This is a genomic window from Methylotenera sp. N17 (assembly GCF_000799155.1).
In the GTDB taxonomy this organism is placed as follows: Bacteria; Pseudomonadota; Gammaproteobacteria; order Burkholderiales; family Methylophilaceae; genus Methylophilus.
Genome location: NZ_JUGE01000001.1, coordinates 2,580,648 through 2,602,063 on the forward strand (window position 1 = coordinate 2,580,648; position 21,416 = coordinate 2,602,063).

Sequence of the window (21,416 nt, forward strand, 5' to 3'; positions counted from 1 at the left end):
AATCATTTGCATGGTCATTTACGCGCGAATATCCTGCTCGCTTTGCTCTCGTAATTCTAATCCTAACAGCGTGTTTTCCATCAGGGTTGCAACCGTCATTGGGCCCACACCGCCTGGTACCGGCGTAATATAGCCGGCACGTGTTTTGGCGGCATTAAAGTCCACATCACCACAAATCGTGCCATCCGCAAGCCGGTTAATGCCAATATCAATCACAATCGCTCCCGGCTTAATCCAGTCCCCTTGAATTAAGCCCGCTTTACCCGCGGCAGCAACCACAATATCTGCTTGCATCACGTGCTTGGCAAGGTCTTTAGTATGGCGATGACAACTGGTGATGGTGCAGCCTGCAAGGAGTAGCTCTAATGCCATTGGGCGGCCAACGTGATTGGATACACCCACAATCACAGCGTCTAATCCCATCAGCTCAATATTGCTTGCTTGCAGCATTTTAATCACGCCAAACGGCGTGCATGAGCGTAACGTAGGCTGGCGCACGGCCAAGCGACCAATGTTGTAAGGGTGGAAGCCATCCACATCTTTAAATGTGCTGATGCGCTCAATCAATAAATCTTCATTAATATGCTCTGGCAAAGGCGATTGCACCAAAATGCCATCTACATTAGGGTCAGTGTTAAGAGCATCCACCAGTGCCAAAAGCTCGGCTTGACTAGTGGTGCTAGGTAGCTGATGGGCAATTGATTGTATGCCCACCTTTTCGCAAGCAAGGCGCTTATTACGCACGTAAATGGCGGATGCGGGGTCTCCGCCGACCAGAATCACTGCTAGGCATGGTGCGCGCTTACCGGCATCTATGCGTTGCTGCACTCTGATTTTGAGGTTGTCGAGTAATGCTTCGGCAATTGCCTTGCCGTTAATAATCTGCGCTGTCATGCTTATTTTTTGAATAATTATTAAAAATAAAACGCAATTTTAACATATTAGAATTGACCGACAGGCAGTATTGCGCTATATTTCTGCCTCTTCGGCGTGTAGCGTAGTCTGGTAGCGCGCCTGCTTTGGGAGCAGGATGTCGGGAGTTCGAATCTCTCCACGCCGACCAAATATCTTTGGTTTACCCGTTAGTGTCAACATGTAACTAAATCTGCCCGTAGCTCAACCGGATAGAGCACCAGCCTTCTAAGCTGGGGGTTACAGGTTCGATTCCTGTCGGGCAGGCCAATTTGTGCTCAATGGTGGCTGTAGCTCAGCTGGTAGAGCCCTGGATTGTGATTCCAGTTGTCGTGGGTTCGAGCCCCATCAGCCACCCCATAAATTCAAATACTTACAAAATCCTTATCTTAGTAAAGTTCTCAATATTAGACGATTGTCTAATATTCTATTTAATCTCACTGAAATAATATTTCACAGTTTTTAAAGTAAACTGAACGTTATTTAACTTTAAATTGCAAAAAATGTTAAAAAATATTTTCTCAATTTTTATTTTGTTTTTTTCATCTTTTCTTTATGCAGATGAACTGCCTGAGAACGCTATAAAAAATAATTTCGGCTCAGGCTGGACATGTATAAGTGGTTACAAAAGAATAGGTAACCAATGTAACAAAGTTAATATTCCAGATAACGCAAAATTAAATTATTACGGCAATGATTGGGAGTGCGTTTCAGGTTTTAGAAAGATTCGAGACAGATGTGACAAAGTTCAAATACCTGAAAATGCAAAACTGAATTATTACGGTAATGACTGGGAGTGTAACAATGGTTATAGAAAAGCAGGCCAAAATTGCTTAAAGGTTGAAGTGCCTGAAAATGCAAAGTTAAACTTTTATGGTAATGATTGGGAGTGTAATACAGGATACAAAAAAGTTGGGGTTAAATGCGAGCAGATTATTATCCCGAACAATGCAAAGCTCAATTTTTACGGCAGTGATTGGGAATGTAACAGTGGCTACAAAAAAGTAAATCAACAGTGTTTAAAAATTGATGTACCTGAGAATGCTAAATTATCTGTTTATGGAAATGATTGGCAATGCAATAACGGGTTCAAGAAGAATAAAAACGAATGCTTACCTATGAGCGATCAAGAAATTCAGAAGCAAAAAGAAATTGAATTAATGATTTTGAAAAAGATTGCAGATAATAAGAACAAAGTGTTGACCGATGGGAATTGCAAAAAAGAATATAAAACAAATGCAGACGTATGTGTGAGAGTAAATAACAGTGGTATCGATTGCTACAAAAACTTTGACCGAACTGCTTACAAAGGATGTGATGTTTCGCTTGACTATCAAGTAACTACAAATTATAGCGGTGGAGCATACCTTGATGTTGATGTTGAGTGTAATGTTGAAATAAGTTACAAAAGTAGCTATGGCAAAAGATCAGATGAACAAAGTGAAACAGAATCTTTTGATATATACGCAAATGATAGTAAAAGTGAGTCAGCTAGCTTTAATTTTTCTTTCAGCTCATTATCTGAGGTCACAAAAGTTGAGGTTTCTAACGCTGAATGTGAGATTGAAAAGATTGATTTATGGTAGAGAACTTAATAGATTCTAAATTAGACTTTTAACTACTTTGTATTCTCTTTGTTTTATGTAATGTTCTGTCATTGCAAATGAAGAGTGCCCAGCTAGAGATTGTGCATCTAGTCCCATTCTTTTTGCATCAGTTAGAGCTTTTGCCCTAATGTCATGAAAAGTAAAACGTTGACCACCTGACCTCGACCACTTAATTTGAATGCGCTGCCACATAGCTTTAAAGCCTGAATCGGTATATGGTTGACCTTGTCTATTGCAGAATAAATATAAACCTCGTATTGGTCGTTTTAAAGCTTTTGCCCTTGCTATCACCTCAGTTAATCCGTTAGTCCATTCATAGAGTTGTTTAGCACCTGTTTTAGATTGCTTTACCCATATACCTTCATCAGTAATTTGGTCTAATCTTAATTTGAGAATATCTCCCTTTCTCATTGCTGTTATGTATGCAAAGTCCATAACAATTGCAATTAATTCACTCGCAATTTCTTTTACACCTTCAAACTCTTGATCAGTGATATAACGATCACGACCTTTTTCAGTATGCTTTGCGACACCCAAGCAAGGATTTCTGTCTACTTGTCCCCAGCGCATTGCATAGCTAAACATATGGGATAGTAGTGATATTTCTCTGTTTGCTCTTATAGGCGCTTTTAATCCACGTATATCGAGGTATTTTGCAATATGGGTAGGTCTGACTTCTAAAATCAGCATTTTCCCAAAAACTTCTCTAAGGTTTTTTGCTTCCATAACATTGCCTGTATAAGTTGCTTTAGCTTTTTTAGGAGCAATCTCAATCATGTATTTATCAATAAGGGCAGCCATTGAACCAGTAATTGGTTTTTCCGAGCCTGATTCTCTTGGTATTTCACCTTCAATTTCCGCCCACTTAGAAAAGGCGATAGCTTTATCATCAGATAATCTAAGCCACTTGTTGTCCCTTGAGACATAGTAGTAAGCACCATGCTTTAAGTACATTCTTGGTGGTAGATTAAAATTAGCTTTGCGGCGTCTTCCCATTGATAATCTCGCTATCTTATTGCATCAAAATTTGGTTGGTTTGAATATGACTCAGGACTAAGTGATCGTAACTTTTGCATTACATATTCGCGCAGTACTTTTGGTTTGCCACTCGCGCTAATTACAAATGGATAAGCATGTTTTTGTAACCAGCGAATTTGAGCATTGGGGATTTTTCTATCAGTTAGCTCTTTTAGCTCATCCTGAGTTAAAAACATATGGTTGTTGTTTTGACTAGATAGCATCACCACCACCAACTACTGGCAAGTTCATTCGAGTGGGAATGCCTTCTTTTGAGAGTTCAGCGATGATTTCATCACTAGTAAACTCCAGTATATTTTTCATAGTCCAGATTAATTTGCCGTAACTATTTCTGCAGGACTTTTTTAAGACATCGAAAGAGATAGTTTGCTTTTGTTTTGTGGACTCAAAATGAAGTTGGTCAGCATTGATCCAATTTAAGCAAGCGAATGAGCCGGCAAGATACAGACCAGGATAAATGATTACGATATTCGGTATGTAATAGCTAGCGCTATGAAGTTCAAGCTCCCATCTAGTCCAATTGCTATTTGGGTCGCCAAGTTGCTTACCTTTCTCATAAACTCTCAGTAGCTTCCCATTTTTTCTGTTACCGATATAAAATGTTTTACCAGCGCCAGAGTTGAAGTCATCTATAAGCTTTGCCTTAGGAGGTCTTCCATGTGTACTGTTAAATTGACCATTCGCATGAAAGTCTAGTGCGGTTTTAATGTTGTATTGCCCTAGAAAATCATCATGTGCCAAATCTACCCTTGTAATGTTGGCTTTAAGCTCTTCGAGTAGTTTATAAACCGCGTTCCAATCTTTTGTTGCGGTGCAGCCATTTCCAGAAATGCTAAAAAATGCTGTACCACCTGACCTGCCCCCTGTAACACTACCAACCGATTCTGAAAAAAAGTCCGTTTAAAAATCATGTTGCTTGTCTAAGTTTTTGTGCATAAATAGCTGGTGGAATGCGCCCACAGCTACTATGCGGTCTTACTTCGTTATAATCTCTGCGCCAGGCTGATATTACCTTCCTAGCTTGCGCCAATGTTTCAAACCATTGTTCATTTAAGCATTCATCTCTAAATTTACCATTGAATGACTCAATATACGCATTCTGGGTTGGCTTACCAGGTTGAATCAGTAAATGCTCTATACCGTTGGTGTGCATCCAGCCCATAAATACACGACTGGTAAACTCGGGACCACCGTCGGTTCTAATCGCCTGTGGAAAGCCTCTAAATATTGCCGCTTGCTCTAAGACTCTGGTGACATACAAACCACTGATGCCATGATCCACTGCAATATCGATACATTCATGGGTCTTGTCATCTGCGATTGTTAAACACTTGAGCTTGCGTCCATTAGCTAAGCTGTCCATCACAAAGTCGATACTCCACACTTGATTAGGCTCATCAGGTATTAGCAACTCTGCACGTTCTGTGATGGGTCGCTTGGCTTTCTTACGTCGCTTTACCGTGAGCTTTTGCTCAGTGTAAAGACGATAAACGCGTTTGTGATTCACCGCGTATCCTTCAAACTTGAGCATATCGTGGATACGTCGATAGCCAAATCGCTTACGTTCATGAGCGAGTTGCTTAATACGCTGCCGAAGTAATACTGTTGCTTCTTCATCCTGCGGCGGGTTGCGCCATGATGATCTAGATAACCCCACCAAGCTACAAGCTCTACGCTCTGACAACATGCCAGCATCAAGGATACGTTGTATGCCTACTCGTTTTGCTTGTGGGGTTAGCGCTTTACCCCAAAAGCCACTTTAAGTGCGGAGATATCCAAATGCGCTTCTGCCAGCAGTTTCTTAAGATCCGCGTTCTCGCGTTCTAATGCACGAAGACGTTGTGCTTCGGTGCTGTCCATACCACCAAATTTGGCGCGCCAACTATAAAAAGTACCAACACTGATGCCTTCTCGCCGACATAAGTCGGCAATTGGAAATCCTGCTTCTGCTTCCTTCAAAAAACCAATGATTTGTTCTTCTTTATATCTGCTCTTCTTCATTACGCCACTCCTGAAAGTGGACTTTATTTCAATTTAGATTGGTATGGCAAGCGGGGAGCAGGTCACGTAGTAACCAATAAAGGCGGGATTGCAACTATTAGCCTAATAAAAAACCTAGTGAAAAATGAATCATTATATTTTTTATAAGCCCATTTGCAGAATTTAGACAAGTATTTAGTACTGCCGTTGGGAATTTTCATTGTTATAGTTTTAGAAGTCGTTATTAACGAGCATCCATAGTGGTTATTAAGAATTGTCTAATAATAACAAATGCGGTCAGATATAAAACAGTATTATGGCTAGTATGCCTTATATTAGTTATTAGACAAATGTGAGTTAAATTTAGCAATCATGACATTATGTTACAGGGGATTGTATACAGGGTTGTGATTCCAGTTGTCGTGGGTTCGAGCCCCATCAGCCACCCCATTTATTTCCCTATTAAACTCCATTTGACGCAACACTTGCGCCAGTTTTGTATGCTCGCCCTTCATCTTTCGAATGAGGCTTGGCAACGTCTCGTAAGCATCCCAACTTATGAACATTAAGGTAATCAGCATTACTTAAATCTTATATATAAGATTTAAGTAGGCTTGAAATGTATAAGTTAACTTGTTCCTCGCTAGTTGACTCCTCCTGCCCGTTGTTGCTTTAAACAAAGTTGCTATAGAAGTATCTGCAAGAAGTTTCCTTACAGAGCGGTGCTATCACTAGACTTTTTCGCGTTTGCTTTTAGAGTTACGTTAACAAGTGCCTATGTATTTGTGATGAAGCTTGAAGAGTGATTGGTATACACATTAAGTAAATACAACTTATGGCCTCTTGCGCGGTAAATATATCAAGTTTAACAAAGTAAAAAATCAATAATAATTATACACATGTATAATTATGGTGTATATTATACATGTGTATAAGGCGGGCCATCGCCAGCAATCACACAAGGCGCTTATGTAGGGAGTGTTAAAGCATCAGCTACATGGTGAATGTGCGGCTTGCTGTTGAGGAAAGCCTCATCCAAAAGTTGCAAAAAAATCAATTAATTAATAAAAGAGGAGTTTTGTATGAAGATAACACGTCATCAGCGTGGTCAAGGCATGACTGAGTATATTGTGATTGTTGCATTGGTAGCTATTGCGGCAATTGCAACGTATCAATTTTTTGGTCAAACAATCCGTAATCAAACTGCATCGATTGCGCAAGAAATTGCAGGTAATGCAAACACAGCACAAGCACAAGCAATTACAAACTCGACTGCAGCTGCTACGGCAGCAAACGTGCATGAAACATTAGATAGTTATGATGGCAATGTGGGTAAATAAAGCATCTGTATAGATGGCTAAGCCGCCACTAATTGTGGCGGCTTTTCTATGATGATAAACAAATATCTTTTTCAGCGTGGTCAAGCTTTGCCGCTTGCGCTCGTATTGTTAGCGGCAATAGCGGCTACCGTTTTCTATATGTTTAATACCGGCCAATTGGTGCAAGAGAAAATAGGGCTTACTAATGCGGCTGACGCCGTCGCTTATAGTGCAGGGGTGTATGAAGCGCGCGTGCTCAATTATGACGCTTATACCAATCGCGCCATGATTGCCAACGAAATTGCAATCGGCCAAGCAGTGGGCTTGGCATCGTGGGCCAAATATGCAGGCACATCTGCAAATAATATAAGCCAGTGGGCAAAATATATACCTTACGTGGGCCCGTATATTGAGGCAACACTTAAGGCGGTTGAAAAGGCAATGGATGCCATTTTAAAGCCACTTGGTATTGCTGTTGGTTTGCATGATGGTGCCATTCAGGTGCTGAAAGCTTCACAATTTGCAGTGCATGGGCCAGGCAATTCAATCGCTTTGTTTAATCGCAAAGTGGTAATGGATGAAGTGGCCAAGCAAAATGATCCGGATGTAAGCGTGGATATTCTACCGATCAGTGACAGCTTTGCAGGGTTTACCAAGCGTTACGCGCAAGGTGAGCGTACCCGAATGCGTGATGTCGTAGAGCGGAATCGTCAGCAAGAGGATTTTTTAAAAACGAGACGATGGGATTTTAAATTTGGTATATGTGTCAGGCCTTTTGGCGGGTTTCGGATTGATTTTAAAAAGCGCGGTGGCACTGCTTTAATCGGGCTAGATGGCTGGAAGTCGATAGATACACTGTCAGCGCATACGAGGTCTGGTAGCAAATGTAAACGAAGAGAAAGGCCGGTTGGCTATGGGTCAAGCTTTTCTGCAGATGGTCTGCCTGATAACTACGATGCATACAATCAATCACGTAGTACCAATCCGCGCGCGACGTCACGTGCGCTTTCAGAAGGTGTGGCATGGAATAGTGCGCCAGCAAGTGTAACTGGCGGTGCAATTCCAGAATTTTATGATTTATCGGAAGATGCGTTAAAGCAGAAAGACCCACGCACACAAATCACGATCAGAGTGACTAAGCCCAATAATAGGCAGCGTTATTCAGGTGGAACTAGCATAGTGAAGCCTAGCGGAAGTTTGGATTTGTATGGTGGAGAGCATCAAGGTGAAGTAACTGCAAGTATTGCACGTGCTGAAGTGTATTTTGAGCGGCCAGATGGCGCCAATAAACTATATAACAAAGCCGAATTGGGAAGTTTGTTTAACCCATATTGGCAAGTGCATTTAGTGCCAGTATCTATTGCTGAACGTGCTCAAGCTGCATTATTACAAGGATTTAAATGATTAAAGCATTAAAAAAATGGCCGATGCGAAGTGTGTGGCTGATAAGTTTGATTGCATTCATCCAGCCAATATTGGGGAATACGCAGTCGATGGTGCATGTGCATTACACGGGAAGTATTAAATTGAATTTTGGTGGAATGACTGCACATGAGTTTTATAAAAAGACTTGTGATGATTTAAATAAAATACAAGCCCCATTGGGTAAAGTGACGCCGTTTAAAGTGAGCGGAAGCCTGAAAGACTTAGAAACCTATACGGAGGATGTATATATTTCTACAGAAAACGGCTATCACGCAACTTATAAGCAGGGGTATGCACTAGAGCAAAATAGACCTGCTTGCGATTACAAAGTGATCCCACGCCAAGAAATCACAATTGTGTATTACAAGCAGCGTAGTACATATGCGTTTGATTCGTCGCGTCCACAGGGTGAGCAATGGGTGAGAAGTGAATTACCAAGCTCGGCAGTTAGCAAAATGACAGGCAATGCGGTTGCTGGTTTATGGGGTTTTAACGTGCGGCCTACAGGTAAGAAAGATAGGATTGCTAACTTATTTTGTGATGTTGCTGAAATTCGTCTAGGAAAGACGAATGAGCTGGCGGGCACCATGTGCGCTTGGCACTCTGATCCAAAAGATCATCTGGTATTTCTTGGCCACCCACTTGAGCTAGATTTAAGTAGTCAAATGCAAATGGGTAAAGGGGCAACTAGTCAGCATGTTGCTAATAAAGTTAACCTTAGAGAGGCATTTGACGCGAGCGTTCTTCAAGTGCCTAGTGCCGTAAAAAATATGCCGTTTTATGCAGATGAACCCAACTACACCAAGCCAGAAAAAGATGACACTGACCTAGACTGCAAAGCCGAAAAGAAGAGAACAGGGATTAACCCATGCGCAAGTCCTGCAGAGCTAGCTAAATGGTGTAAAGCAGAAATGGATAAAACTGGTGAAGATCGTTGCAATAACGATGATATGGACGACAGCAGTGAATAACTATTCATCTCAAACTGGGCAATCAACGCTTGAGTTCATTGTCGTTTCATTGGTATTAGTCCCTTTGTTTTTGATTGTGCCACTCTTGGGTAAATATTTAGATTTAGCGCAAACCACACAAGTCGCCAGTCGCTATGTGGCTTTTGAAGGTGCAGTGCATCACTCTTCTAGCGCTGCAGGATGGAAAACAGATGCAGAATTGGCAGCCGAGGTGCGCAGACGTTTTTATAGTCGAAATGATTTATCGATCAAAACTGGCGACGTGGTAAGTGAGATTGACAGTGAAAGAAACCCACTTTGGGTTGATCATCGTGCGGATGCATTATTGCCTGATTTTAATCAGGTCAGTGTACAAACCACAAAAAAATCCATAGCTACTATGTTTAATGGCGTTACTAATATGCTTGATTTTAGTGATGACTTTAATTTGCCGCAAGATAACTTATACAGTGGTAGTGTCAGTGTGCAGCTCGCAAATGTGGCAGGGCTGGCACCGTTTGATGCGATTGATTTATCCATGGTGAGAAAGACTGTTGTGTTGGTGGATCCATGGGCTGCGAAAGGGCCGGCTGATATCAGCAGCAAAGTAAAAAATTCTGGTATCAAGACGTTTCCCTACCAAGTGTTACAAGTCCCAGCCAGTATTTTAGAGCCCGTCATTTCAGTATTTGAGGATGGCTTAGGTGGCGCCTCTCCACCAAAAATTGGTAGGGTAGATGCAGATGTTGTGCCTAAAGACCGCGTACTGCAGCCTTATCAATGAAAAAAATTATTTTGAGTATCGTATTAAGTTGCGTGGCAACTTGCAGTTGGGCTGACTGGCCTAGCTTGCCTTATCCCAATCATGCCAAAGTAGAAGCGATTGGCGAGCAGGTGCGCTTGAATGGGGTGCCAATGCGTATGCATCGCATACTCAGCGAACAAAGCGCGGAAAGTATGCTGGTATTTTACAAAAAAGCATTGGGCACAAGGCATGCACAGGCCGAGTTTTATGGCACACACATCTTGTCGCAAGAGCGTGGCGATTACTTTATTACGGTGAGGATTAGTAAGCTTAGCCCAAGCTTAACCGAAACATTGTTATCTATCAGTGATGGTCGTGCATCGCAACGGGTTGACAGCATGCCTTTAGGATTTTCTCTGCCAGCAGATAGCGAGTTGTTGTCAGATATGGAGTCGACTGATGCAGGTAAAAGTTCACGCCAACTTATCTTTAATAACGGCCATTCTATGCAGACTAACGCAAATTTCATTACCAAGGTTTTACAAGATAAAGGCTATGCATTACAGCCTAAGTTGACAGTTAAACATACCAACAGCCTTAGCTTGATGTTTGAAGGAAACAAACGCGAAGCTAGGCTGGTGGTGTCGCAGGGTGAAGGTGAAACAAGCGCGGTACTCACAACGATATTAAGCCAATGAAGCATATTAAAAAACAGCTCGGTCAGTCTGCAACAGAATACATCATCACTTTAATTGTTGTGATGATGATATTGGGGGTTGGTTTTGCGAACGAAGGCTCGGTGATTACCATTTTCTTGGATGCGGTAAGAGAAGGGTTTGAACGGTACAGTGGTTTCTTGTCGCTACCGTAATAGCAAGGCTGAAACATTGGGATATGAAAGTTAATTATTTAAAGGAAGTAGCAGGAACGCGATGATGCCAAAAATAAATAAAAATTGGTTAATTTTAATAGTGGCACTGTTGGTAGGTGCTTTTGCTGCGTTCAGCACAAAAAATTATATTAAAAGCAAAGTAGAAGACATTGAAGCGCAGAATAAAAACAAGGCGATGGTCAAAGTCGTGGTAGCAAAGCAAGCATTAGAAAAAGGGGGGTTGTTGTCTGCGGCTAATATGGCGACACGTGAAGTGCCGCAAGAGTGGGCACATTCAGGCGCAATCACACCGGACCAATTTAGTCGCGCAGAGGGCGCTGTATTGGCGTATGCAGCCAATGCAGGTGAGCCCGTGATTTGGGCTCAATTGGAAGGTCAAAAATTAGCCACATTCTCTGCCAAGCTAGATGCCGGTCGGCGAGCGGTGACGGTGCCGGTGGATGAGATTAGCTCAATTTCAGGCATGGTAGAGCCGGATGATTTGATTGATATTGTGGTTTCTATGCAGAAAGATACGCACAACTTTACCTTTACATTGTTGCAGAGTGTGCGTGTGCTTGCCACAGGTACCAAAGTATCGCAAAGCAGTAAAGACGATGCAGGTAGACCGGTGACTTACACAACGGTGACATTGGATACCAGCCCGGAGGATGCAAAGCGACTGATAGCAGCACGTGAAGTAGGGCGTGTAACTGCGTTGCTGAGGGCGCCAGGCGATATCACAGATGTCTCTGCAAGCCGTGCCAATGCAGAGGATTTGCTGGGTTTGGGTTCGCAAGCCAGTTACGGTTTAAGCTCTGTACCAGTGATTTATGGTGGCGGCCCAATTAAAGAAGGTCTGCGGATGAACCCGCCGCAAGTGCTAGAAGAGTTCATGCCTGCCGCAGATGCCAAGCAAGCCGCTTCTGTTTTGCCAACAAAGCCCACGTTTAACAATGAGGCTAGCAGCCACTAATGGCCGCTTCACTTTGAATTCAAGATATCCAGATTACATATACATCATACTCAATTGTTAGGAAATACCTTGCTTAAATTAACATTTAACACACGCACAATATCGGCATTGCTGTTATTGCTAACGCCTTATCTAACATACAGCGCTGGCTATGTGCCGCTGCCAGATGTGGTGCCAGCTTATGACGACACGAAACCTCAGCCAGTCATCAAAAAAACACCTCAGGCTGCAAAAAAAACGACCAACAATGCTTTACCTTATATACAAAACTTTTCTACAGAAATAGAAATGTTCGCAGGTGAAACACGGGTCATCAGTGAGCCCAATGCAGGGCGGTTGGCTGTGGGAAATGGATCGGCACTGTCCGCAGCGGTACTCGACGACAAAGAAATCTTGTTGATTGCCAATGAAACCGGTGTGTCATCACTGCATATATGGACAAAAGATGGGAGAAATCGACGTATTAAAGTGACAGTAATGCCTGGGGAGACTTCGCGAGTATCTAAGGAAGTCGCGTCGTTTCTCAAAACCATTCCCAAAGCCAAAGCAACGCTGGTGGGCGATAAAGTTGTGGTGGAAGGCGAGGGGATGGCAGATAACGACTTGACTAAGGTGGAGGAGCTATCAAAACGTTATCCGCAAATTATTAATTTTACCAACCGTCAAGGTTGGGAAAAAATGATTGCCATGGATGTCAAAGTGGTTGAGTTTCCAACTAAGTTTTTACGGGAAGTCGGCATTAAGTGGGGTGCGACTGGAGGAGGGGCCGTTGGGGCGGTTTGGGGACCAGTTCGATACAATAATGACGGCCCATTTCAGATTAATCAAATCTCTGGCACGCAAAACGCCGCGCCAATTACTGGGGGTGGGGGAAGTGCTTTAGCGATTCCCAGTGGGCTAAATATCCTTTCGGTACTCAATGTAGGCTTCAATGCGCAACTCAATATGCTTGAACAAAATGGCACGGCAGTGATCCTTGCTCGACCCACACTATCAACGCGTAGCGGTACAAAGGCAAAGTTTCTTGCTGGTGGCGAGTTTCCTTACTCTGTAAGTAATATCAACGGCACCACTATTGAGTTTAAGCCCTATGGCATTAAGCTAGATATTGAGCCTAGAGTGGATCAAAGCGGTGTGATTCGCGCCAAAATATTTAGCGAAGTCAGCGACATAGACTCTTCGGTGTCTACGCTTTCTGGCCCTGCACTTAGAACGCGTAGAACAGAATCAGAGTTTAATGTACAAGACGGCCAAACCATTGTGCTCAGTGGATTGCTGTCACGCGATAAAAACGTCACTGTAGATAAGTTGCCGTTTTTGGGAGACATTCCAATTCTAGGTGCATTATTTCGCTCTAAACGCTACCAAAATAATGAGACTGAGCTAGTGGTATTTGTCACGCCCACTTCAAGTGAGAAACACACACACAACCAACAAGAAGAAATGGATAAAGCAACACAGCGTTTGCAAGCGGATAGCATCGCATTAGGAAATCAATCACAAAAACAAATCAAGAAACAAGCCAATCAACCCACTTCAACAAATGGGCCAGACGCTAGCCCAGCGACGAGCTTATTGGCAAGTCCTCATCCCTATTAAGAGTTAACGCATGCTAAAAATAACGGTAGTGGATTCGAATAAAAGTACGCAGATAGTCAATGTGCTTGAGCGGGCAATGGTGATTGGTAAAGATAGACAGTGCCAATTAAAGCTGGATGGCTGGCGCGTCAATAAAGAGCACGCGCGCGTTTTTACAACGGATAGCGGTTTGTTCATACAGGACTTGGGTCAGTTTCATGCCACCTATGTCAACGGAAGCCGTATACAGCAGCATGGCCCTCTAATGAGTACCGATGAAATTGGCATAGGGGCTTATACCATTAAAGTAGAGCAAGTACATGCATCGCAAACCGCTCAACTGCCAGAGGTGCAAGTGCCAAGCTTGCATGTACAGCCCACATCAATGCCAACGACTAACGCGATGATAGCTACCGCGCTCCCTGCATTAACGGTGTTTCATGGTTGGCGTAGACGTATCCATGAACAACTGCTTGAGACAATTGATTTGCGTCGCCGCGATATATTAAGCATGGAGGATGCCGAGCTACGTGTAGAGACTGAAAAACTTATTCGAGAAATTATAGAAAAAGACAAAGCCAAGTCTCAACAGGATAAGCCATCTAGCGTAAACAAAGAACGACGTAAGCATGTACGCGTCATTAATCAGCGCGATTATGAAAAATTAGTGAATGATGTGCTGAGCGAAGCGGTTGGGTTGGGGCCTTTAGAGGCGTTATTAAAAGATGACACCATCACGGAAATAATGGTGAATCGCTTCGATGAGATTTTTTTAGAGCGTAAGGGACGATTAGAACAACACGAAACGACGTTTACCAGTGACAGAGCTGTGTTAGGAGTAATTGAGCGCATTGTTGCACCGCTAGGGCGCCGTATTGATGAGTCATCTCCGATGGTAGACGCACGTTTAAAAGATGGTTCTCGTGTGAATGCGGTGATTCCACCTTTGGCCATTAAAGGGCCAACTTTGACCATACGTAAGTTTTCACAAAAAACACTCACGACTCAAAACTTAATAGCATATGGCTCTATCTCGGAAGCGATGGGGACGTTCATGCAAATATGTGTCTTGCACCGCAAAAATGTGATTATTTCCGGCGGTACGGGTTCAGGTAAAACCACATTGCTTAACGTACTTTCAAATTTTATTCCGGACAACGAGCGCATTATTACCATCGAAGATGCGGCGGAATTAAAGCTCACGCATCCTAATTTGGTGAGCCTAGAAGCAAGGCCCGCCAATGCCGAGGGGCGTGGACAAATTGCGATTCGTGACTTAGTTAAGAATGCTTTGCGTATGCGCCCTGACCGCATTGTGGTCGGGGAATGCCGTGGTGGCGAGGCCTTGGATATGCTGCAAGCCATGAACACTGGGCATGAAGGCTCGCTCACCACGTTACATGCCAATAATGCACGCGATGCGCTGGCTCGATTAGAAACACTGGTATTGATGGCTGGCATGGACTTGCCGCTGACAGCGATTCGCGAGCAAATCGCATCGGCTGTGGATATTATCATTCAACAAGCACGCCTAACGGATGGACAGCGTGTAGTGACCAGTATTTCTGAGATTACCGGCATGGAGTCTGGCAAAATCCAACTGCAAGAATTGCTCCGCTTTGAGCCGCTGAAACGTAACGAACAAGGACGTATTCAAGGTCGATTTACTGGCTGTGATGTTATCCCGCATTTTTATGAGGCTTTGCGTGAAGCAGGGCTGCCACAAGATCACGCTATATTTCATAAGTCAGCGCATGAGTCGCAAAGCAACATGGCTGACATCAAAGGTGCTGCATGACTTTATTGCTCATCTTAAGTGTCAGCACTGCCATGCTACTGGTATGGGCGGGATTTACTTTAGGTAGTCAGCTGTTAGTCGATTACCGTCAGCGCTTTACTGCCGATACCACATTTAACTTGCGCGAATTATATATGGTGGCAGACCCGGTAAAGCTCTACGCGCTGAATTTGGTATTGTTATTACTAGCCACGATGATGGTATGGTTAATGACTGGCAGTGCTATTTTGGGGGTGGTCTCTGCAGTAGCGTTAGGCTTTTTACCTTGGTTTGCATTTAATCTGCTAAAAAAACGGCGCATGGAGTTGATTGAGCAGCAGCTACCAGACACACTTCAATTATTCGCAGGCGCAGTACGGGCGGGTTTGTCGCTGGTAGGAGCGATTCGGCAAATTACTTCGGAGCTACCCCTTCCTATCTCACAAGAGTTTCAGCTAATGTTGCGTGAGCAACGGCTAGGGGTGAGCTTGGACGATTCATTAGAAAATCTGACGCACCGCGTGCCTATACAAGCAATCAATCTAATGGCGTCAGCCATGCGCATTGCCAACGAAACCGGCGGTAGTCTAGCTGAATCTTTAGAGCGTGCCGCGCATACACTGCGCAGCCAACATGCAATGGAACGTAAAATTCGTGCATTGACAGCGCAAGGCAAAATGCAGGCATGGGTAGTGGGTCTACTGCCGCTTGGTTTGCTTGTGATATTAAGCAAAATGGAGCCACAGGCAATGGGGATGCTCTGGACCACCCGTATAGGCTGGGGTGCGATTGCACTAGTACTCATGCTAGAGTTTTTTGGTATTTGGTTTATACGAAAAATTGTAGCGATAGATGTCTAAATATGTATGTGTAAACTGTGCTGCGGATGGATACTGTTAAACGCAGTTGGCAGTTGGCAGTTGGCAGTTGGCAGTTGGCAGTTGGCAGTTGGCAGTTGTGGCTTGGCGTTATATTTTAATTGCCGTAAATAAGGAGACGTATATGCGCGTAATAGGTAACATTTTCTGGTTTATTTTAGGCGGCTTTCTGATGGGTGTGGGCTGGTGGTTAGTTGGAACAATCGCCTTTATCACCATCGTTGGTATCCCATGGGGCAGGGCTTGTTTCGTGATAGGTAAGTTTGCATTTTTTCCTTTTGGAAAAGAGGCTGTGAGTAGAAAAGAGATCACTCAACATGATGATATTGGTACAAGCAGCCTAGGCACAGTGGGTAACGTTATTTGGTTTATTTTTGCAGGTCTTTGGCTAGCTATTGGTCATATGATTTCGGCAATACTTTGCTTTATCACTATATTGGGCATTCCATTTGGCATTCAACACTATAAGTTAGCACTTATCTCGTTAGCACCCATTGGAAAAACTATTGTGCCTATTGATCGTTAAGGCTTCTATCAACAATAAGGAAAAAATAATGCTTTTGCTCACCACACCCACTCTGCCACAAGGTTTAATTGTAAAAGAAGCTTTCTCATTAGTGCTCATCAATCAGGCGATTGAAGTCTCCAACAAAGGCATCATCAGGGGGCTTCTACAGAGAAAACGCAACGAATATCAAGAGGCCTTAGATTTTTTAGAAGCCCAAGCCCCTAAAGAGGCTAATGCAATTATTGGCATCCAAATTTCCACATCCACACAACAATTTTCTAATGGTACATTTTTGTACCTCACGGCGGTTGGTACGCCAGTTATTTACAGTGAAGCCTAACTCAGCTGCTCAGTTTACTTACTCGGCATATTACAAACTGGCTACTTAATATAGCTCTTTAACTCAAGCGAATGATGGAAAACTTTATTATTTTTTTAATTGCCGCCAGCGTAGCGCTGAGTGTGTGGCTTTTGTTTTGGCTGAGCTCTCGTTTGGTAAGCGCAGTGCCAGAGCAAGACCGCACTTGGAGCGACCCGCCGCCATTGGGGTTTAAAATAGTATGGTGGCCAATACAGTGGTTAGCCCATTACCTTGCGCCGTTTATCACACAAAAGCGATACGATGCTAGGCTCGCGCAATTGCGTCAAGCCGGGTTGGACTATGCCATCAACCCTAGCCAGTTTTTAAGTGGACGCATTGTCTGGGGTCTGCTGTTCTCAGCCATTATCTATTGGATTGCTGCTAGCTTTAAATTTTATAGCCTACTACTCATCTTAGGGGGCTTCATCCTTGGCTATTATTACCCGGCTATTTGGTTGACTGATTTAATCAAATTACGCCGGATACAAATGCTAAAAGCGCTGCCATTTTACTTAGACATCATTACCTTGTGTGTAGAGTCTGGATTGAACATTAATGGGGCGCTTCAACAAGCAGTAGCAAAAGGGCCTAAGGGTGTATTGCAAGCAGAGTTTCAGCGCGTGCTACGAGATGTGCGCGCTGGCAGTAGCCGTAGCGATGCGCTAAGAAGTATGGCGCAGCGCTTAAACCACACCGCTGTCACCAACTTTACCAGCACGCTCATTCAAGCTGAAGCAACCGGTATGAGCTTAGGCCCTATTTTGCGTGCGCAGTCCGAACAAAGAAGAAATGAGCGTTTTACGCGTGCCGAAAAAATTGCGATGGAAGCGCCTGTTAAGTTGTTGTTTCCGCTGATTGTATTTATTTTTCCTTGTGTATTTATTATCTTGCTCTTCCCTATTGCCATGAAAATAATGGCACAAGGCTTTTAGGCGCCATGACAACCACAAAAACAATACATTTCAACAGCGTGATACTAGAAGTCACAATTGCGAACCAATTTTTTACGCGGTTACGTGGCTTATTGTTCAAGACTCCACTCAAGCAGCAGGAGGCGCTGTTAATCAGCCCATGTAAAAGCGTGCATACAATAGGGATGTATTACGCGATTGATGTGGTATTTTTAAGTGCTGATTATCGGGTACTAAAAATAGTAGAGCGTTGCGTACCCAGACGCATGGCAAGCTGTAAACAAGCAAAGCATACGTTAGAGCTACTTGCTGGTGAGGCACATCGGCTAGGGGTTGTAGAGGGCATGCAACTTCCATTTATCATTTAGGCATGATCGGTTAAAATGAAAATTTGTCCGTCACCCATCACTATGGGGGCTTAGCTTGTAAACAAGCGTTTTTGAAAGCTCTTTGTGTTGCTGGAGATGTGTTGGATTAATCGATCAACCATTGTTTGTTCAGTACCTACGGATGCCATCACATTAACCTCCTCTGAAGTCGCATGTAGTTTAGCCAGCAAATCGTTAGAAATTTCTTCTGCAATAGTGAGTACATACTTGGGTTTAAAGCCAAGTAACGCAGACATTGCAATCACTTGGTCTCTATGGATGTTTGATGGTTTGTTTTCCCCGCCAATCTTGAAAGCAAATTTGCGTGACAAACCTGAATACAACGATGTGGAGAGCAGGTCATAAAATGGTGTTAACCTTACGCCGTGCTTAGGCAAAAAATAGATGGAAAGATTTTTTGCATGGCTATCATGATTGCCAACGTAAAGATTAAAAAATACCCATTGAATAAAACGCTTAGTATCGGCTGCCACCACGCCGTTTTGGCTAAGCAGCTCTCGACATCTTAACAACGTTGGTCCGCCATCGGATTCATATTTAATAGTGGATGGCTTGCCGTCTATCTGACATAAATCGAGTTGATGCAGCTTTTGAATCTGTCCATTAGTATCTAGTAGCCTGTCATATCGTTTAATCACGCATGCTTTGGCAATGGAATGGTAACTGACATCCGCTACATCCAGCCCTAGCATGGCTGCCAGCCTCATGGTAAAGGTTTCATTGATTGAAGAAGCCCAAACACCTTCAATGCCTTTAATATCAGGTTTGACGATATGCGTGGATGGAGAACTTCCCAGAGGTATTAGCGGATTTCCATTGCTGTCGATGCAAATGCTGAGTTTTCTCTGCGCGCCTGCTAAGGATATTCTTAACCCACCTTCTTCTTGAATATCGCGGATAATCCCTTGTGGCTGTGTAAACGCATCGGCGATATCTTGCCAAGTAATGGCTTGATATTGTGGCGGTTGCGGAACTTCGCCTTCCGGTAGAATGGTGAGATCGCTAGCAGTGTCGCCACCAATGATACTCAGCAATCCAAATATGGAAGTGACTTGATGCTTGCGTGTTAATAAGTCACGAATCGTTGCTTCTGGCAGAAGATTTTCAAAGTAAGATTCGACGGCTTGCCCTGAATGCTCAGCCTGAGATATTGGCATGTTTGGTGATACAGGCGCTTGATGCTTTTGTCGCCAACTTGTTTCATATACAAACCGGATGGGTGTTTCATCCAATAACATACCTACAAGTTCCGCACCTCTAAATACTGCTAATCTTTTTACGGCGCGCATTAGAAGTTAGCCTTTTTTTGGATCACTATCTCTAGGCCAAGTGTGTCTAATACATCCAGTACTTTTTGAAACTGCACAGTTGGTTTGCCATTCTCTAGCTCTACAATAAAACGATTACCAGTATTGGCCATGCCCAAAATATCGGCTTGTGTCATTTTTTGTGCGACTCTAAACTCCCGCACAAAACTCCCCAATTCTTTGGTGGATTTTATTTTCACATATTGGTTTGGCTTGTTTTGTTCATTCATCATGACGCATCCTATATATTACCTATCGGTAATATGGTACATGATTTATTTGATTTGGCAACAAAAAATTACCGGAAGGTAATTTTTAATGTTCACATGGGGGTAAATGGGCAGTTTATTACCGTAGGGTAATAAATATATTGATGTATCTACTGCTAAGCGCTCATTGCTGCTTAACTTCTATCTGACTATATGCAGAATATTTTATGCATAAGTTTACTTTGACTAGACATTATTATACACATGTATAATAATGTACTACTGTATAGAGTGTATCTCTAGAAGTGAGACTTTTGCATGCTGTCTATTAAGCTTAGTAATAATTCCCAACATCACCTGCATCAAAAAGGCGCCTCGCTGGTCGAGTTCGTTGTCGTTGCACCCACTTTGCTGTTCATGATGCTTGGCATTGTGCAAGCGGGTATGGTGTTTCATGCCAAAAGCAACCTCAATTATGCCACCTTTGAAGCCGCACGTGCAGGCAGTGTGGGGCATGGCAATGTCAACACCATCCGTGCAACCTTTACACGGGCAATGGTCGGTTATTACGGCGGTGGTCGTAATGCAGAAGAGATCGCTGAAGCCACTGCCCGCGCCACAGCTGATATCACCCCCACAAGTCTACAGATCGAATTACTCTCGCCTACCAAAGAAAGCTTTGACGACTACGCAAGCCCTAAACTCGCTGCCAAATACAGCACCAAGGCACGTGTGATTCCCAATAACAACTTGAGTGCCATCACTTGCCCGGTAGACAAAACTAGTTGTAACAATAACCCCAAGACTAACGCTTCCGGACAAACCCTCAGTGATGCGAATTTGTTGCGCATTAAGATGACTTACGGCATCCCAGCCGCTAAACAAGTGCCCTTGGTCGGGCGCTTCTACGTCATGGTATTACAAGGCCTTACCAATCTTGGTGTTACAGCCGAAACCGATCCTTTTAAAGTTGCACTCCTCGCACAAGGCCGTATTCCTATGGTTGTGCACACCACCATGCGTATGCAAAGTGACCCGATAGAAAATGGCAACGTCAGTAATCCCGGACCGGGGAACAATGGTGTGCCGACAGACCCTCCGCCTGTTGACCCTGGCACAGATCCCGGAGACCCGGGAGATGGTAGTGACAATGGCGACGGAACGGATGATATTGATGACACCCCTTGTGACCCCACAGTAGATATTGAGTGTGCGCCAACACCAGACCCTTGTGGTACAGGCGTGGTATCAGAAGATTTAGCTTCAGATGTGTTGTTTGATTTTGACTCGGCCACATTAACGGCAGCAGGTAAGGTCGCGCTAGATAAAATGATTAGCACACTCAATGCGGAAAAAGCCAACACGTATCGTACCGATGAAATTTTTATCACAGGATATGCGGACAAAATTGGTGATGATGCCTATAACTTAAATTTATCCCAAGCGCGTGCAGAAGCGGTGCAAGAGTATCTACAACAACATCTTGACGATGATGTAGAGGTAGCGATTAAAGCTGAAGGGAAAGGCGAGCTAGACCCAAAAACATCAGATGGTGTGTGTACAGAAGAAAAGACAGAAAGTAACAAAGCTAACTGCGCCCCAGATAGACGCGTCAACATTACCCGTAAGCTAGCAACTTTTGAGGCACCATAGCCAGCCAAAAACCTAGTGAATT

23 protein-coding genes and 3 tRNA genes are annotated in these 21,416 nt (G+C 43.5%); 19 read left to right on the forward strand and 7 right to left on the reverse strand.

The genetic code is table 11. The features are described from left to right. Nucleotides 1-18: 18 nt before the first annotated feature. A complete protein-coding gene (folD, locus tag FG11_RS12275) occupies nucleotides 19-894 on the reverse strand; it encodes a bifunctional methylenetetrahydrofolate dehydrogenase/methenyltetrahydrofolate cyclohydrolase FolD (protein WP_020183410.1) in 876 nt (291 codons plus the stop codon). Nucleotides 895-986: 92 nt separating this feature from the next. Between folD and FG11_RS12280 the strand changes: the two genes are divergently transcribed. The 4 genes from FG11_RS12280 to FG11_RS12295 all read left to right on the forward strand — a co-directional run bounded on the left by FG11_RS12280 (nucleotide 987) and on the right by FG11_RS12295 (nucleotide 2,498). After that, nucleotides 987-1,063 (forward strand) — tRNA-Pro (locus FG11_RS12280). A 42-nt stretch (nucleotides 1,064-1,105) separates the two neighbouring features. Beyond that, nucleotides 1,106-1,182: transfer RNA gene (locus tag FG11_RS12285), tRNA-Arg, on the forward strand. 14 nt (nucleotides 1,183-1,196) lie between these two features. Continuing rightward, nucleotides 1,197-1,272: transfer RNA gene (locus tag FG11_RS12290), tRNA-His, on the forward strand. Nucleotides 1,273-1,415: 143 nt separating this feature from the next. Beyond that, complete coding sequence (locus FG11_RS12295) at nucleotides 1,416-2,498, forward strand: hypothetical protein (protein WP_047535387.1); 1,083 nt, start codon at nucleotides 1,416-1,418, stop codon at nucleotides 2,496-2,498. 15 nt (nucleotides 2,499-2,513) lie between these two features. Here FG11_RS12295 and FG11_RS12300 read toward each other — a convergent pair whose 3' ends face one another. The 4 genes from FG11_RS12300 to FG11_RS12315 all read right to left on the reverse strand — a co-directional run bounded on the left by FG11_RS12300 (nucleotide 2,514) and on the right by FG11_RS12315 (nucleotide 5,558). Continuing rightward, nucleotides 2,514-3,515: a tyrosine-type recombinase/integrase gene (locus FG11_RS12300; RefSeq protein ID WP_047535390.1), complete on the reverse strand. Its 1,002-nt coding sequence runs from the start codon at nucleotides 3,513-3,515 to the stop codon at nucleotides 2,514-2,516. Nucleotides 3,516-3,526: 11 nt separating this feature from the next. Continuing rightward, the gene (locus FG11_RS12305) at nucleotides 3,527-3,760 is read right to left on the reverse strand and encodes a DUF4224 domain-containing protein (protein ID WP_047535391.1); all 234 of its coding nucleotides are present in this window, start codon (nucleotides 3,758-3,760) and stop codon (nucleotides 3,527-3,529) included. Continuing rightward, entirely contained in the window at nucleotides 3,750-4,388 is a 639-nt protein-coding gene (locus FG11_RS12310) for a replication initiation factor domain-containing protein (RefSeq protein ID WP_081978216.1), read from the reverse strand. The genes FG11_RS12305 and FG11_RS12310 overlap by 11 nt, the downstream gene beginning before the upstream one ends. 76 nt (nucleotides 4,389-4,464) lie before the next feature. Continuing rightward, nucleotides 4,465-5,558 (reverse strand): IS3 family transposase gene (locus FG11_RS12315; protein ID WP_088177900.1). Its coding sequence is split into 2 segments (ribosomal slippage): nucleotides 4,465-5,297 and nucleotides 5,297-5,558, totalling 1,095 coding nucleotides; the frame shifts between segments, so codons are not numbered across the junction. 1,061 nt (nucleotides 5,559-6,619) lie between these two features. Between FG11_RS12315 and FG11_RS12330 the strand changes: the two genes are divergently transcribed. From FG11_RS12330 to FG11_RS12390, 14 genes are all read left to right on the forward strand, one after another. Continuing rightward, nucleotides 6,620-6,877 carry a hypothetical protein gene (locus FG11_RS12330; RefSeq protein WP_025223477.1) on the forward strand — a complete coding sequence of 86 codons (258 nt, stop codon included), beginning with the start codon at nucleotides 6,620-6,622 and terminating at the stop codon, nucleotides 6,875-6,877. A gap of 48 nt (nucleotides 6,878-6,925) precedes the next feature. Beyond that, entirely contained in the window at nucleotides 6,926-8,260 is a 1,335-nt protein-coding gene (locus tag FG11_RS12335) for a pilus assembly protein TadG-related protein (RefSeq protein WP_200884582.1), read from the forward strand. Continuing rightward, nucleotides 8,257-9,252, forward strand: coding sequence for a hypothetical protein (locus FG11_RS12340; RefSeq protein WP_047535397.1), 996 nt, complete (start codon nucleotides 8,257-8,259; stop codon nucleotides 9,250-9,252). The genes FG11_RS12335 and FG11_RS12340 overlap by 4 nt, the downstream gene beginning before the upstream one ends. Next, a complete protein-coding gene (locus FG11_RS12345; protein WP_047535398.1) occupies nucleotides 9,227-10,015 on the forward strand; it encodes a hypothetical protein in 789 nt (262 codons plus the stop codon). Before FG11_RS12340 ends, FG11_RS12345 begins: the two co-directional genes overlap by 26 nt. Next, nucleotides 10,012-10,674: a hypothetical protein gene (locus FG11_RS12350; protein WP_047535401.1), complete on the forward strand. Its 663-nt coding sequence runs from the start codon at nucleotides 10,012-10,014 to the stop codon at nucleotides 10,672-10,674. The genes FG11_RS12345 and FG11_RS12350 overlap by 4 nt, the downstream gene beginning before the upstream one ends. Then, on the forward strand, nucleotides 10,671-10,847 hold the full coding sequence (locus tag FG11_RS13625) for a hypothetical protein (RefSeq protein ID WP_160277164.1): 177 nt from the start codon (nucleotides 10,671-10,673) through the stop codon (nucleotides 10,845-10,847). Before FG11_RS12350 ends, FG11_RS13625 begins: the two co-directional genes overlap by 4 nt. A gap of 61 nt (nucleotides 10,848-10,908) precedes the next feature. After that, nucleotides 10,909-11,823 carry a Flp pilus assembly protein CpaB gene (cpaB, locus tag FG11_RS12355; protein ID WP_081978217.1) on the forward strand — a complete coding sequence of 305 codons (915 nt, stop codon included), beginning with the start codon at nucleotides 10,909-10,911 and terminating at the stop codon, nucleotides 11,821-11,823. Nucleotides 11,824-11,892: 69 nt separating this feature from the next. After that, entirely contained in the window at nucleotides 11,893-13,422 is a 1,530-nt protein-coding gene (locus FG11_RS12360) for a type II and III secretion system protein family protein (protein WP_052185042.1), read from the forward strand. Nucleotides 13,423-13,432: 10 nt separating this feature from the next. Then, a complete protein-coding gene (locus FG11_RS12365; RefSeq protein WP_052185043.1) occupies nucleotides 13,433-15,199 on the forward strand; it encodes an ATPase, T2SS/T4P/T4SS family in 1,767 nt (588 codons plus the stop codon). Next, complete coding sequence (locus tag FG11_RS12370; protein ID WP_025223485.1) at nucleotides 15,196-16,038, forward strand: type II secretion system F family protein; 843 nt, start codon at nucleotides 15,196-15,198, stop codon at nucleotides 16,036-16,038. The genes FG11_RS12365 and FG11_RS12370 overlap by 4 nt, the downstream gene beginning before the upstream one ends. Before the next feature lie 46 nt (nucleotides 16,039-16,084). Then, the gene (locus tag FG11_RS12375; protein ID WP_235276386.1) at nucleotides 16,085-16,582 is read left to right on the forward strand and encodes a YccF domain-containing protein; all 498 of its coding nucleotides are present in this window, start codon (nucleotides 16,085-16,087) and stop codon (nucleotides 16,580-16,582) included. 28 nt (nucleotides 16,583-16,610) lie between these two features. Further along, a complete protein-coding gene (locus FG11_RS12380) occupies nucleotides 16,611-16,904 on the forward strand; it encodes a hypothetical protein (RefSeq protein ID WP_025223487.1) in 294 nt (97 codons plus the stop codon). 71 nt (nucleotides 16,905-16,975) lie between these two features. After that, nucleotides 16,976-17,857: a type II secretion system F family protein gene (locus FG11_RS12385; protein ID WP_047535403.1), complete on the forward strand. Its 882-nt coding sequence runs from the start codon at nucleotides 16,976-16,978 to the stop codon at nucleotides 17,855-17,857. A 5-nt stretch (nucleotides 17,858-17,862) separates the two neighbouring features. Continuing rightward, on the forward strand, nucleotides 17,863-18,204 hold the full coding sequence (locus FG11_RS12390; RefSeq protein ID WP_025223489.1) for a DUF192 domain-containing protein: 342 nt from the start codon (nucleotides 17,863-17,865) through the stop codon (nucleotides 18,202-18,204). Nucleotides 18,205-18,254: 50 nt separating this feature from the next. Here FG11_RS12390 and FG11_RS12395 read toward each other — a convergent pair whose 3' ends face one another. Beyond that, entirely contained in the window at nucleotides 18,255-19,514 is a 1,260-nt protein-coding gene (locus tag FG11_RS12395) for a type II toxin-antitoxin system HipA family toxin (RefSeq protein WP_047535406.1), read from the reverse strand. Then, on the reverse strand, nucleotides 19,514-19,765 hold the full coding sequence (locus FG11_RS12400; RefSeq protein ID WP_235276387.1) for a helix-turn-helix transcriptional regulator: 252 nt from the start codon (nucleotides 19,763-19,765) through the stop codon (nucleotides 19,514-19,516). Before FG11_RS12400 ends, FG11_RS12395 begins: the two co-directional genes overlap by 1 nt. A 294-nt stretch (nucleotides 19,766-20,059) precedes the next feature. Here FG11_RS12400 and FG11_RS13330 point away from each other — a divergent pair, with 294 nt between their 5' ends. After that, the gene (locus tag FG11_RS13330) at nucleotides 20,060-21,394 is read left to right on the forward strand and encodes an OmpA family protein (protein WP_052185044.1); all 1,335 of its coding nucleotides are present in this window, start codon (nucleotides 20,060-20,062) and stop codon (nucleotides 21,392-21,394) included. The last annotated feature ends 22 nt before the right edge of the window (nucleotides 21,395-21,416 follow it).

Bases quoted from the DNA above. Each gene is read 5' to 3' on its own strand.
- FG11_RS12390 (WP_025223489.1), top strand. From the start codon at position 17,863: ATGACAACCACAAAAACAATACATTTCAACAGCGTGATACTAGAAGTC.
- FG11_RS12295 (WP_047535387.1), top strand. From the start codon at position 1,416: ATGTTAAAAAATATTTTCTCAATTTTTATTTTGTTTTTTTCATCTTTT.
- FG11_RS12365 (WP_052185043.1), top strand. From the start codon at position 13,433: ATGCTAAAAATAACGGTAGTGGATTCGAATAAAAGTACGCAGATAGTC.
- FG11_RS12385 (WP_047535403.1), top strand. From the start codon at position 16,976: ATGATGGAAAACTTTATTATTTTTTTAATTGCCGCCAGCGTAGCGCTG.
- FG11_RS12395 (WP_047535406.1), bottom strand. From the start codon at position 19,514: ATGCGCGCCGTAAAAAGATTAGCAGTATTTAGAGGTGCGGAACTTGTA.
- FG11_RS12380 (WP_025223487.1), top strand. From the start codon at position 16,611: ATGCTTTTGCTCACCACACCCACTCTGCCACAAGGTTTAATTGTAAAA.
- FG11_RS13625 (WP_160277164.1), top strand. From the start codon at position 10,671: ATGAAGCATATTAAAAAACAGCTCGGTCAGTCTGCAACAGAATACATC.
- FG11_RS12305 (WP_047535391.1), bottom strand. From the start codon at position 3,760: ATGCTATCTAGTCAAAACAACAACCATATGTTTTTAACTCAGGATGAG.
- FG11_RS12350 (WP_047535401.1), top strand. From the start codon at position 10,012: ATGAAAAAAATTATTTTGAGTATCGTATTAAGTTGCGTGGCAACTTGC.
- FG11_RS12330 (WP_025223477.1), top strand. From the start codon at position 6,620: ATGAAGATAACACGTCATCAGCGTGGTCAAGGCATGACTGAGTATATT.
- FG11_RS12335 (WP_200884582.1), top strand. From the start codon at position 6,926: ATGATGATAAACAAATATCTTTTTCAGCGTGGTCAAGCTTTGCCGCTT.
- FG11_RS12400 (WP_235276387.1), bottom strand. From the start codon at position 19,765: ATGATGAATGAACAAAACAAGCCAAACCAATATGTGAAAATAAAATCC.
- folD (WP_020183410.1), bottom strand. From the start codon at position 894: ATGACAGCGCAGATTATTAACGGCAAGGCAATTGCCGAAGCATTACTC.
- FG11_RS12300 (WP_047535390.1), bottom strand. From the start codon at position 3,515: ATGGGAAGACGCCGCAAAGCTAATTTTAATCTACCACCAAGAATGTAC.
- cpaB (WP_081978217.1), top strand. From the start codon at position 10,909: ATGATGCCAAAAATAAATAAAAATTGGTTAATTTTAATAGTGGCACTG.
- FG11_RS12370 (WP_025223485.1), top strand. From the start codon at position 15,196: ATGACTTTATTGCTCATCTTAAGTGTCAGCACTGCCATGCTACTGGTA.
- FG11_RS12345 (WP_047535398.1), top strand. From the start codon at position 9,227: ATGATATGGACGACAGCAGTGAATAACTATTCATCTCAAACTGGGCAA.
- FG11_RS13330 (WP_052185044.1), top strand. From the start codon at position 20,060: ATGCTGTCTATTAAGCTTAGTAATAATTCCCAACATCACCTGCATCAA.
- FG11_RS12340 (WP_047535397.1), top strand. From the start codon at position 8,257: ATGATTAAAGCATTAAAAAAATGGCCGATGCGAAGTGTGTGGCTGATA.